This is a genomic window from Lacihabitans soyangensis (assembly GCF_024343775.1).
Classification (GTDB): domain Bacteria; phylum Bacteroidota; class Bacteroidia; order Cytophagales; family Spirosomataceae; genus Leadbetterella; species Leadbetterella soyangensis.
This window is the reverse complement of the sequence record NZ_RJUF01000016.1, coordinates 1-12,917: the sequence shown is the minus strand read 5'-3', so window position 1 is coordinate 12,917 and position 12,917 is coordinate 1. Positions and strand designations below refer to the sequence as shown.

At 38.0% G+C, this 12,917-nt stretch carries 13 protein-coding genes; all 13 read left to right on the top strand.

Translation table 11 applies throughout. The features are described 5' to 3' along the window. Positions 1-268 precede the first annotated feature (268 nt). The 13 genes from EGI31_RS07710 (at position 269) to EGI31_RS07650 (ending at position 12,555) form a co-directional block, all read left to right on the top strand. Positions 269-1,534, top strand: coding sequence for an aminotransferase class V-fold PLP-dependent enzyme (locus tag EGI31_RS07710; RefSeq protein WP_255036625.1), 1,266 nt, complete (start codon positions 269-271; stop codon positions 1,532-1,534). A 66-nt stretch (positions 1,535-1,600) separates the two neighbouring features. Further along, positions 1,601-2,098: a hypothetical protein gene (locus EGI31_RS07705; protein WP_255036624.1), complete on the top strand. Its 498-nt coding sequence runs from the start codon at positions 1,601-1,603 to the stop codon at positions 2,096-2,098. Beyond that, on the top strand, positions 2,088-2,885 hold the full coding sequence (locus tag EGI31_RS07700) for a polyphosphate polymerase domain-containing protein (RefSeq protein WP_255036623.1): 798 nt from the start codon (positions 2,088-2,090) through the stop codon (positions 2,883-2,885). The genes EGI31_RS07705 and EGI31_RS07700 overlap by 11 nt, the downstream gene beginning before the upstream one ends. After that, a complete protein-coding gene (locus EGI31_RS07695) occupies positions 2,857-3,474 on the top strand; it encodes a DUF4956 domain-containing protein (RefSeq protein ID WP_255036622.1) in 618 nt (205 codons plus the stop codon). Before EGI31_RS07700 ends, EGI31_RS07695 begins: the two co-directional genes overlap by 29 nt. A 10-nt stretch (positions 3,475-3,484) precedes the next feature. Continuing rightward, on the top strand, positions 3,485-4,129 hold the full coding sequence (locus tag EGI31_RS07690) for a DUF2490 domain-containing protein (protein ID WP_255036621.1): 645 nt from the start codon (positions 3,485-3,487) through the stop codon (positions 4,127-4,129). A gap of 154 nt (positions 4,130-4,283) precedes the next feature. After that, positions 4,284-8,009 carry a phosphoribosylformylglycinamidine synthase gene (gene purL, locus EGI31_RS07685; RefSeq protein ID WP_255036620.1) on the top strand — a complete coding sequence of 1,242 codons (3,726 nt, stop codon included), beginning with the start codon at positions 4,284-4,286 and terminating at the stop codon, positions 8,007-8,009. A 195-nt stretch (positions 8,010-8,204) separates the two neighbouring features. Continuing rightward, positions 8,205-8,654, top strand: coding sequence for an SRPBCC family protein (locus EGI31_RS07680; RefSeq protein ID WP_255036619.1), 450 nt, complete (start codon positions 8,205-8,207; stop codon positions 8,652-8,654). A 12-nt stretch (positions 8,655-8,666) separates the two neighbouring features. Then, a complete protein-coding gene (locus EGI31_RS07675; RefSeq protein ID WP_255036618.1) occupies positions 8,667-9,089 on the top strand; it encodes a VOC family protein in 423 nt (140 codons plus the stop codon). Positions 9,090-9,094: 5 nt separating this feature from the next. Further along, a complete protein-coding gene (locus EGI31_RS07670; protein WP_255036617.1) occupies positions 9,095-9,463 on the top strand; it encodes an iron chaperone in 369 nt (122 codons plus the stop codon). Positions 9,464-9,567: 104 nt separating this feature from the next. Beyond that, positions 9,568-9,927, top strand: coding sequence for an iron chaperone (locus EGI31_RS07665; RefSeq protein WP_255036616.1), 360 nt, complete (start codon positions 9,568-9,570; stop codon positions 9,925-9,927). Between the two features lie 46 nt (positions 9,928-9,973). Further along, positions 9,974-10,537 carry a hypothetical protein gene (locus tag EGI31_RS07660; protein ID WP_255036615.1) on the top strand — a complete coding sequence of 188 codons (564 nt, stop codon included), beginning with the start codon at positions 9,974-9,976 and terminating at the stop codon, positions 10,535-10,537. 46 nt (positions 10,538-10,583) lie between these two features. Next, positions 10,584-11,801 (top strand): exo-beta-N-acetylmuramidase NamZ family protein, encoded by a 1,218-nt coding sequence (locus EGI31_RS07655; protein WP_255036614.1) that lies wholly within the window; start codon positions 10,584-10,586, stop codon positions 11,799-11,801. A 124-nt stretch (positions 11,802-11,925) separates the two neighbouring features. Next, positions 11,926-12,555, top strand: coding sequence for a hypothetical protein (locus EGI31_RS07650; protein ID WP_255036613.1), 630 nt, complete (start codon positions 11,926-11,928; stop codon positions 12,553-12,555). Positions 12,556-12,917: the final 362 nt, after the last annotated feature.

Below are 12,917 nucleotides of genomic sequence, written 5' to 3'. Positions count from 1 at the left end.
GGATTGATTCTTGCCCTAAGCGAAGGTGGTTAATTCTTGCCTTGAGTGAAGTCGAAGGGGGTTGATTGGTTGTTGAAAAGTCTGATTTATTGTTATCTGGTTCCAAAATACACTAAATATTTTTAGTGAAAACCAAATGGATTTTAAGCTAAACTAGTCCCTTCATCAAAGAATCAAATTCTATTAGACAGCAATTTCTTTAAAGTTCAATGGCCCAATTCCTGCATCTTTTAGATTTTTCAGTAAATTGCTTTATAAAACCTCTAACATGGACAAAAGGCAATTCTTGAAAACTATTGGACTTTCGGCACTTTCTACGCCGGTTTTTAGCAAATCCTTTCATTCTCTATTGAAAGAAAAAGAGCACCTTTCAGCTGGAGAATTAGCCCAAGACGAAGTCTTTTGGAAAAAAATAAGGGCTGATTATAAACTTAATCCCGCATTTATCAATCTTGAAAACGGATACTATTGTATAAGTCCGACTCCGATTAAGAATTCTTGTCTGAAAAACATTGATGAGGTAAACATGCTCGGCTCTTACTACATGCGTAAGATGCGATTTCCTGATAATGAGAAAGTTAGAGCAAAACTCGCTGAAGCGGCAGGATGTACCTACGAAGAAATAATAGTGACCCGAAACACCACAGAATCCATTGATACTGTGGTGTCAGGCTATGACTGGAAGCCTGGAGATGAGGCCATAATGGCTGAACAAGACTATCCTTATATGATTCAGCACTTTGAACTGATGGCCCAAAGATACGGCATGACCAACAAGATTTTGTCTGTGCCGATGCATCCAAAAAACGATGAGGAAATCGTGAAAATGTATGAATCGGCCATAACGCCGAAAACTCGTCTTTTGATGGTAAGCCATATCATAAATATTACTGGGCAAATACTTCCGATAAGAAAAATATGTGACATGGCCCACAGTCATGGAGTAGATGTCGTAGTGGATGGAGCTCATGCATTTGGTCAATTTGAGTACAAAATCTCTGACCTTAATTGCGACTATTATGGCACCAGCCTTCATAAATGGCTCTCAGCACCACTTGGAGCAGGTTTTCTCTATATCAAGAAAGATAAAATAAAAAACCTCTGGGCTATGTTTGCCGATAACGGCTACGCACAGGACGATATCAGAAGGGTGGTTCACACTGGTACGCCGGCAGTTCATACCGAAATCAGCATCATGAATGCACTTGACTATCTGAACTTTATAGGAATTAAACGCAAAGAAGCTCGCTTAAAATTTATTAGAAATTATTGGATGGAACGTCTAAAAGATGTGCCTAATGTAATGATAAACACCCCAAATGATGACTCACGAGCATGTGGAATAGGAAATGTGGGACTGAAAAACATGAAGCCCACCGAAATGGCTGAAAAACTATTGGCCAATCATAAAATATGGACCGTTGGCATAGAAGGACAGAGCGTTTTTGGTTGTAGAATTACACCGAATATTTATACCAGCACGGCCGAATTAGATGCTTTTGTGGCTGCAGTAAAAAGTCTAGCCAAATTATAGTTTTCCTGGTTAAGACAACAATAATTGACCTAAATTCGTATATGAGATTAACCTAAATTAAAATAAATGAATTCTTGCCTCGCTCATCGTTTTTTAACCTTAGTTATTTCTCCTGCTTTTTTGTTCATTGGCTTCAATGCTGCAGCACAATCCAAAAAAGACATCAAAAACAACAAGGTAAAGGCAATCACCGAAATTGTTACAAAGGATGGGAAAGTGACCAAAGATACATTTGTGAAATATGACAAAAATGGTAATGCGTTAGAAGAAATAAATTTTGATAACCTCGGAAAAATTAAGGAGCGAACTGTCTATAAATATAACAACATCAACGAAAAAAGCGAAAAAGTAAGTTTTGATGCCAACGGTAAACAAATAACCAAAGAAACCTACAAGTACAATGCTGATGAGGAAAAAATAGAGGAAAACATTTATAATGGCAATAACATTTTAGTAAGTAAGTCCGTATATACTTTTAACGGCAAGGGTTTGAGAAAAGAAAAAAAGACTTTTGATGCTAAGGGAAACCTAATTCAAACCAAAACTTACCAATATGAGTACTGACAATTTGCTGGACAAAATAAATGAAGAAGCTTGGCTTTTTGAGAAGATTACACTGGACGAAATGGACAGTGTGAAACTCATGGACAGGATGGATGTAAAGTATTTGATTCCCCTAAATTTACTCCCCGAGGTACTCCAAGAAGCCAGGCCATTTTATAAGCTGCTCGAAATAAACAATGAACGCCTTTGCTCCTACGAAACCCTCTATTATGACACGGAAGATTATAAACTTTATCACTCTCATCAGTCAGGTAGGCTGAATAGATATAAGGTGAGATTCAGAAATTACGTAGGTTCTAACCTTTCTTTTTTTGAAATAAAACACAAAAACAACAAAGGCCGAACACTGAAAACGAGAATAAAACAACCCAGTACTTTTGAGGAAGTTTTAAACAAAGAAAAAGCTGATTTCTTAGAAAAAACCACGCCTTTGTTGGCAAATGAACTCAAAGGCAACCTGATGGTAAATTATAAAAGGATGACCTTGGTCAATAAAACTTCTAAAGAGAGGTTGACAATGGACCTAGATTTGACATTTATAAAAGATCAAAATGAAGTGATATATAACCAACTGGTGGTGGCAGAGGTGAAGCAGGAGAAACTCGGAGCATCGCCCATTATTGATATTTTCAAAAAACACAATTTACGAGCGGGTTCCATCAGCAAATACTGTCTTGGGGTGATGAGCACCGACCGGGAAATGAAACATAACAGATTTAAAACCAAATTTTTACATCTAAAAAAAATAATAAACCAATATGATTCTTTTGCAGGAGCTGGTATCTAACACCGAGACATTCCAATGGTTTGACAAGGTATCTTTCAAGTTTTTATCACGGTTTTTGGTAAATATTGTGGCTGTATTTATTCTTGTCAGATTTATATATTTTCGTCACTATCGTCGCACTGACCTTTTCTTGACCTTTTTTGGGTTCAATATTATCATCTTCTTGATCACCTACCTGCTCAATAAAGTAGAGATGAGCATGGGGGCGGCATTTGGATTATTTGCAGTATTCTCGATGTTGAGATACCGCACCGAAAACATATCGGCCAAAGACATGACCTATTTGTTTTTCTCTATCGCCCTGGGCCTTATTACTGCCATTAGTAAAGGTTCTTGGGACGACCTCGGCATCATGTGCTTGATTCTATTGACACTTACAGGCTTACTTGAAGGAGGCTGGTTGATGAAGAAAGAGAATACCAAAATCATTACCTATGATAAAATTCAACTGATTACCCCCGAGAGAAGAGAGGAACTTTTGGCAGATTTGAAGCAAAGAACCGGCTTAAACATACATAGAGTAAACATTCAGGAGATTGACTTTCTGAAAGATGCGACTCAAATTACCATATTTTACTACGAAAACTAAAAACATTAGAATGAAAAAGTTATTTTTTTTAATAATCCTTTTTTGTGGAATACAATCAACACAAGGTCAGGACGGTGTAGGTCTCAGAAGCGGAATTAATCTTCAGAAAAAAGTTACAAAAAAGGTCACACTAAACCTCAACGGTCAAGCCAGATTTAATAATGATATATCTTACTTGCAAACCTACCTTTTCGAGTTAGGGAGTGAATACAAAATTTCGAAGTCCTTCGATGCTGCCGTTTACTACCGATTTGTCAATAGAAAAAAAGACGAAACCAAAGATTTCAAACAAAGACATAGGTTTTATGCTGACTTGAGTTATGGTAAAAAGTTTGGCTCAATAAAGTTTGAAAACAGGCTGAGGTACCAACATCAGTTTAAAGACAACGATGGTGTGACAGAATTTGACGCCAGTTATATCAGAAACAAAATAGAGGCGTCCTATTCCAACAAATCGAAGTTTACTCCTTATGTTTCCAACGATTTTTTCTTTCAAATTGGAGGCACTTTAGATCAACTGCGACCAAAAATTGGGGTTAGCTATAAAATCAACAAGAAAAACGCTGTTGACGCGAGTGTTTTTAAAGACATAGACTTAGTAGGTACCGAAAATCCGGGGCCAGTATTGGGCCTGATTTATAAGTTGAAGTTGTAAAGAACCATATTAAATTAAAGACTACTGAGAGGTGGTCTTTTTTTTTCTACAAGAAATTCAAGTCCTAAAACAACCTTTCTCTTTTACCCCATTTTTTTCTGGTATTCTTTATTTTAATGAATTAAATTTGCAGTTCATTCCAATCAAAGATAAAATGATTCATTTCTTCGGAAGCCAATCTGACACCGTTTTTGCAGTTCAAACCCTCGAAATCATAGCACTTGAAAACCTTCCAAAGCTGTTTTGGTTGTTCAATGCTACAGCCGACAATCAGTTTTCCAAAGTAAACCAACCTGATGCTCAACTAAATGTAGTATTCGTAGGCCCAAGAGCAGCGATGATAACTCCTTGGAGTACAAATGCGGTGGAAATTACCCAAAACATGGGTATAGAGGGCATTATCAGAATCGAAGAATTTCATTCTGTTGCTGCCGATTTCAAGGATTTTGACCCTATGCTTTCGCAGAAATATACAGAATTGAATCAGTCAATTTATACCATAAATATTCAGCCAGAGCCAATTCTTGAGATTGAAAACATTGACGAATACAACAAAAAAGAAGGTTTGTCTTTAAGTCAAGAAGAAGTAGAATATTTAGAGAATTTGGCCAAAAAACTAGGCAGAAAACTTACTGATTCTGAAGTTTTTGGTTTTTCACAGGTGAATTCCGAACACTGCCGTCACAAAATTTTCAACGGAACTTTTGTGATAGATGGAGAAGAAAAACCAAGTTCACTTTTCAAACTTATTAAGAAAACTTCTCAAGAAAACCCGAACGATATTGTATCGGCATATAAAGACAATGTGGCTTTTGTGAAAGGTCCAAAAGTGACGCAATTTGCTCCAAAATCTGCTGACAAACCCGATTTTTACCAAGAGACAGAATTCGAATCGGTTATATCACTAAAAGCCGAAACGCATAATTTCCCAACGACTGTAGAACCGTTCAATGGTGCAGCCACTGGTGCTGGCGGTGAAATCCGTGACCGTTTGGCAGGGGGTCAAGGTTCTTTGCCATTAGCAGGGACGGCGGTGTACATGACCTCCTACTCAAGATTAGCCGACGAAAGACCTTGGGAAAAGGCAATGGAAGCTCGTCCGTGGTTGTACCAAACACCCATGGACATATTGATAAAAGCATCAAACGGTGCCTCTGATTTTGGAAATAAATTTGGTCAACCTTTGATTACTGGCTCACTCCTTACATTCGAACACGAAGAACACTTCGACAAGCTCAGTGACCAACGTAGAAAACTTGGATACGATAAAGTAATCATGATGGCAGGTGGAATTGGTTATGGAAAAGCCAGCCAAGCCATTAAACAATCGCCAACCGAGGGAGACAAAGTGGTGATTTTGGGAGGAGAAAACTATCGAATTGGAATGGGTGGAGCCGCGGTTTCATCGGCAGATACTGGTGCGTTTGGCTCTGGTATAGAGTTGAATGCTATACAAAGATCCAACCCAGAAATGCAAAAAAGAGCAGCCAATGCCATCAGAGGCTTAGTGGAAGCTGAACATAATCCAATAGTTTCAATACACGACCATGGTGCGGGTGGTCACCTCAACTGCCTTTCTGAATTAGTAGAAGTAACAGGTGGATTGATAGATTTGGACAAATTGCCTGTTGGTGACCCTACACTTTCGGCAAAAGAAATCATCGGAAACGAATCGCAGGAGCGTATGGGTCTGGTCATTGGCGAAAAAGATTTGGAAACGCTAAAAACTATTGCAGACCGTGAACGTTCACCAATGTATACGGTAGGTGATGTAACCAATAACCACAGATTTACATTTGAGTCGAAGACGACTGAAATAAAACCAATGGATTTTGCGATTGCTGACATGTTTGGCAGTTCGCCAAAAACCATCATGGCAGACAAAACCATTGATAGAAACTATTCAGATTTAAGCTACACGAAAGAAAATATAGAAACCTACTTAAAACAAGTGCTTCAACTAGAGGCAGTTGCATGTAAAGACTGGTTAACCAACAAAGTGGATCGTTGTGTTGGTGGACGTGTTGCGAAGCAACAATGTGCTGGTCCATTACAATTGCCACTTAACAACGTGGGCGTAATGGCTCTTGATTTTAAGGGAAAAGAAGGTATTGCAACAACTATTGGACATTCTCCTGTTTCTGCTTTGGTAGATCCTGTGGCTGGTTCAAGAAACGCCATTGGCGAGGCACTTTCCAACATCGTTTGGGCACCATTGAAAGATGGTTTGAAGTCAGTTTCGCTTTCGGCCAACTGGATGTGGGCTTGTAAAAATGAGGGCGAAGATGCCAAATTGTATGAAGCGGTCAAAGGTTGTTCGGACTTTGCCATCGAGTTGGGAATCAATATTCCAACAGGAAAAGATTCGCTTTCGATGAAGCAAAAATATCCGAATGATGAGGTAATTGCTCCAGGAACGGTTATCATTTCAGCAGGTGCTAGTTGCTCGGATATCAAAAAAGTGGTTGAGCCTGTTTTGCAAAGAAATGGAGGAAACATTTATTACGTAAACCTTTCGAAAGACGGTTTCAAATTAGGAGGAAGTTCGTTTGCCCAAATATTGAACAAAGTCGGGAAAGATGTTCCGACTATCAAAGACTCAACATACTTTGCCACGGCTTTTAACCTAATTCAAGATTTAATAAAAGCCAACAAAATCAAGGCAGGACATGACATCGGAAGCGGTGGTTTAATTACCACGCTTTTGGAAATGAGTTTTGCAGATGTGAATTTGGGTGCAAAATATGATTTAAGTCTACTTAATGAATCTGATTTAGTAAAAATCCTATTCTCAGAAAACATTGGACTGGTTTTACAGGCTGGTACTGAAATAGAAACGGAATTCAAAAACAAAGGCATAGAACTTCATAAAATAGGAGAAGTTGAAGAAGGAAATACCATTTCCATAAAACACAATTCTGACGATTTAAACTTAAATATCAGCGAGTTGCGTGATGTTTGGTTCAAGACTTCATTTTTACTAGATCGCCGTCAATCTAAAAATGAAAGAGCTGAGGCACGTTACGAAAACTACAAAAATCAACCTTTAAAATATAATTTCCCGAAACATTTCACAGGTAATTTACCTGTCTCCCTTCCCACCGGGGAGGGCCGGGGTGGGGCTGTAAAAGCCGCCATTATCCGTGAAAAAGGCAGTAACTCAGAAAGAGAAATGGCAAATGCCATGTTCCTTGCAGGTTTTGATGTGAAAGACGTTCACATGACAGATTTGATTTCTGGAAGAGAAACCTTGGAAGATATTCAGTTCATTGGAGCTGTTGGTGGATTCTCCAATTCTGATGTTTTGGGTTCAGCCAAAGGCTGGGCAGGAGCATTTTTATATAACGAAAAAGCCAATACGGCCCTCAAAAAATTCTTTGCCAGAGAAGATACACTTTCTGTTGGTATTTGCAATGGATGTCAGTTGTTTATGGAGTTGGAATTAATCAATCCTGAGCATGAAATCCATGGCAAAATGCTTCACAATGAGTCACATAAACACGAGAGTATTTTCACTTCCGTTACAGTTCAGAAAAACCACTCGGTAATGCTTTCGACTTTAGAAGGAGCCACTTTGGGCGTTTGGGTATCCCACGGAGAAGGAAAATTCCACCTTCCATACGGCGAAGAAAAATACAATATTGTTGGAAAATATGGCTACGAAAGCTACCCAGCCAACCCGAATGGTTCGGATTTCAACACAGCCATGATGTGCGATGCAACCGGTAGACATTTGGTAATGATGCCCCACATTGAGCGTTCAACTTTCCCATGGAACTGGGCACATTACCCAGCAGACCGCAAAAATGATGAAGTAAGCCCATGGTTAGAGGCGTTTGTAAATGCAAAAAAATGGGTGGATGCTAAAAATACTAAGTAATTTATAATTAAATATTTAGCTACTAACTTCCTATTGTGCTCTATGTGCCTATGTGTTTATTTTATTAACAAATAGGCACATTGTTATCATAGATATTTAAAATTGACGCATAAGACCTCCATTTTGTCTTATTCTACTCACCAAGAGCCACTACATTTTTGATACATTTGTAAAAATTTCAATCTTTTACAAATTATGCAAACGCTAAAATTTTCAGCTCTAATCAACGCCACCAGAGAAAAAGTATGGGACACTATGCTTCAAGACACAACGTATAGAATGTGGACCAAAGAATTCTCCGAAGGCTCACATTATGAGGGTTCTTGGGAAAAAGGCAGCGAAATACGTTTCCTTGGACCAGTCGAAGAAGGTGACATGGGCGGTATGTATTCCAGAATCAAAGAAAATGTGGAACATGAATTTATTTCGATTGAGCACCTTGGGTTCATTAGCAAAGGAATTATAGACACCACTAGCGAAGGAGTAAAAAAATGGACTCCAGCCTTCGAAAACTATATTTTGCTACCGAAAGAAAATCAAACGGAGCTTTTGATAGAAATGGAAACCTCTCCTGAATATGCTCCTATGTTTGAAGAAATGTGGCCCCGAGCTCTTTCTACACTAAAAAACCTTTGCGAAAAATAATTAAATACCGATATGACAGAAGAAATATTTCCTTGTTTGTGGTTTGACGGAAAAGCCAAAGAGGCTGCTGAATTTTACTGCGGAATTTTCAAAAACTCCAAAATCCTTTCCGAAAATCCAATGGTCGTGAATTTCGAACTTAACGGCAAGAAGTTCATGGGCTTAAACGGTGGTCCCATCTTTAAATTTAACGAGGCGGTTTCTTTTGTAATTACCTGTGACGATCAAGCTGAAATTGACCATTACTGGAATAAACTCACTGAAAACGGAGAGGAAAGCATGTGCGGCTGGTTGAAAGACCAATTTGGCGTTTCTTGGCAGGTCGTACCAAGTATATTGGTCAGTTTAATGTCGGATCCAACTAAAGCACAAAGGGTCTCGAATGCGTTTATGCAGATGAGAAAAATGGATATTGAGAAACTTGTAAATGCCTGAAAATAATGGATAAAAACACAGAAGTTCCAGAAAACGTAGACCAATATATCCAGAATTTCCCAGTTGAAATAAAAGATAAACTTCTGGAAATAAGGAATCTGATAAAGTCGACCGTACCTGATGTGGAAGAATACATCAGTTATGGTATGCCAGCCTACAACCACCATGGCGTGCTAGTTTACTTTTCTGCATTCAAAAATCACATAGGTCTTTTTTCTGTACCGAATCTCCACCCCGATTTCGTAGAAAAATTTAAACCTTATAAGACAGGAAAAGGCTCGGTACAATTTCCTCATAACAAACCTCTTCCTGTAGATTTTATTAAAGAAATTTTAGAGTTTCGTGTTCAGGACAATTTAAAAAAAGCGAAATAGAACATCAATGACTAAGCCTTTAGACAGATTACGGGATGATAAAATAGATCTAGCTCCCCTCTCCTGCGGAGAGGGGTTGGGGGTGAGGTTAAATTATAAACGAAATGAAAAAATATTGCAGTGTTGAAGAATACATGCTGGATTTTCCGGAAATAGCTCAATCCAGAATGCAAGAGCTACGAGAAATTATAGCATCTGTTGCCACGAACTGCAAAGAAATCATCAGCTATAACATGCCTGCTTATAAACAAAACGGCATAGTGGTTTATTTTGCAGCCAACAAAAACCACATTGGTTTTTACCCAACACCCAGCGGAATTACAACTTTCGAACATCAACTTACCAAATACAAATACTCCAAAGGAGCCATTCAGTTCCCAATAGACCAGCCACTTCCCAAAGAACTGATTCAAGACATCGTGAGATTCCGAATAGAAGAAGATTTTTTGAAAAAGAGAAAATAAGGTTTACTTTTGCTTTACCTGAAATTTTAAAAATTCTACTTCAAAAATGAAACAAACACTTGGTTTTCTATTCGTTCTATCCGTTATTTTTTCTTGTACAAATTCTCAAAATGATGCCACCGATACACTTGCCATTCAAGATTCATTAAGGCTAGACTCCATCAACAACGTAAAAAAGCTAATGAGTGAAGATGCCAAAACTTGGTTGATTAAAAGCATCGAAAATGAGTTTGCCGACCCGCTTTTTGAGGACGAAAACCAAGACAAAAAAGTGAGCATTTACACCAAAAGCTATGAAGAATACAAAACAGACGCCATAAGCATTGACTACGACGGAGGCATGACCGAAGAGGCTTTCAAGAAAAAATGGGGCGGAAAATATGACACGAAATATGCTGGAATCGGTACTGGATTTCTAATTTCCGGACAGGATTGGGTAAAAATTAGCATTACAAACTGCACCCTCAAAAGCGACTTGTCGACCGACTCCACCATGGTTTTTGATGTAATGATAGAAGACAAAGAAGCCAAAGCAAAATACAAAAGAGACATAAAGGTCATTAAATCAGGCAATTCATTCCTCATCGATGACGTTCTAGAGTATCAATAATCGCTCATTTTAAAAATCCTTTCTCAAAAGTCATAAGTCACATTTTATGAAAAAAACGCACCTATTTTTGATTTTTGCAGCATTGGTATTCACCCTTGGCTTTAAATGCACTCCGAAAATTTACCATTCGGCAGCGGAACCCATTAAGACTGGTGCAGAACAAACAGACAAATATCTGTCGCTTTTGAAAGGAAAAAGAGTCGGGATATTGGCCAATCCAACAACTATAATTGGGAAAAGACATTTGGTGGATAGTCTGCAAAAATTGGGAATCGATATCGTAAAGGTATTTGGTCCTGAGCATGGCTTTAGAGGAAATGCTTCTAATGGTGCTAAAGTCAGTGACGAAACCGACCCAGCTACAGGCATAAATATCATTTCGCTCTACGGCAAAAAACGCAAACCATCTGCCGAAGATTTGGCCAATGTGGACCTCATGATATTTGATATTCAAGATGTTGGGTGTAGATTTTATACCTACATCAATGTTTTGCGAGACGTGATGGAAGCCTGTGCCGAACACAACAAAACGCTCTTGATTCTCGATAGACCCAATCCCAACGGCTACCTCATCGACGGCCCCATCATGGATATGCGTCTAAAATCGGGCATCGGGCAGTTCCCGATTCCGATAGCCCACGGCATGACCATCGCTGAGTTTGCCCAGATGATAAACGGCGAAGGTTGGTTGCCCAATCAAGCGAAGTGTAAGCTCGAAATCGTAAAAGTGGCTAATTATAAGCATGATATGGCGTATATTTTACCCATAAAACCCTCTCCCAACCTCAATACCCAACAGAGTATTATGCTTTATCCAACTACCTGTATGTTTGAAGGCACCATTCTCAGCCAAGGCCGCGGCACACAAGTTCCATTTACGGTTTTGGGAGCTCCGTTATTAAAAGGCAAATACACTTTCAACTTTACGCCCAAAAGCATCCCCGGCATGAGTGAGTCACCCCTACACATGAATGAAACCTGCTACGGCATAGATTTGATGAGTTATGACATCAAAAACCTGAGAAAAACCAAGCGAATCAACCTGCAATGGATGATTGACCTCTACAAAGCCTATCCAGACAAAGCCAAATTTTTTGACAGAACCCAAAGCAAACAAATGGGAAACATAGATTTTCTTGCTGGCGTTTATGAATTCAGAAAGCAAATAGAAGATGGAAAAACCGCTGAAGAAATCCAAAAATCATGGGAACCGGGTCTTTCAGTATACAAAAAAATGAGATTGAAGTATGTTTTGTATGATTGAGTGGGATTGAGAATACTATCAGTTTGTACGGTTTTGCATTTCAATTCTGTCAAAAATAGAGATACCAACCCTTATCCCGGAACCATCAAAGAATACAATGTTTATTATTAAAAACGATTAAGAAGTGAAACTCTTATATTTCGGTAATAGTCTGATTATTTTATGTTTTGCACTCCTAAGTGCTTGCGTTAAACAAACAAAAACTGATGAAAATAAAATTAATCTTTTTTTCAATCAAGGATTTCTAACTTATGGAGATTATTCTCATCAAGAAGTGAAAATAAAAAAATACATAAAAAGAACCGATTCAAAATGCACAGACCATTACATTACTGAAATAAACTTTGACAATTTGCCCTATTTTCAAAAGCATAAAATTAAAGGTACTTGTAGTTTAAAACAAACTGTTTTAGGATGCAACCCCTTCTCATTGAATGATTCACGCTTAACAGTTCAAAATAATAAAAACTTATTTTATGAAATTGAACATATTCAAGACGTCCTAAATACACAGTTCCCTGAATCTAAAATTCATAAAATATCAGCACGAACAGTTAATTTAGATAGTATACCTTCCTCGAATTTTTCATATCTGATTAGTAATCAACATTCTACCATTTATCAAAGTGTGTACGCTTTAAGTTGGAGAGATAATGCAATAGAAATTATTTTTGAAGTAAAAGGGCAGTTTACGTTAGAAACAGAAATTTTTGAAAACAAATTTATAGACAATTTAAATTTTAAAAATCCTTAATATTTAAAACTATTTTAGCTGGCTCTGCGGAGTTTATTGCTTTCCTAGGTGTGAAATGATGGTTCCACCAGCATAAAATGAATGCTAAACAGATTTTGAATAACGTAAAATTATTCTTTTGATCAAACCACTAAATGTTTGGCTCAAGCCAAATAGTGGTGAAAATTTCACAGACTCCATCTAAAGATGGAGGGAATTCAACATCGTGTTTTGGACCAAGGTTTCAATTGCCACTGGCTTTAGCCAGTGGATACTGAATATAGATTCCATTTCGACTTTAGTCAAAAAGATACTATATTTATATTCATCTTAGCTGGCGTTTACGAATTCCGAAAGCAAATAGAAGAAGGAAAAACCGCCGA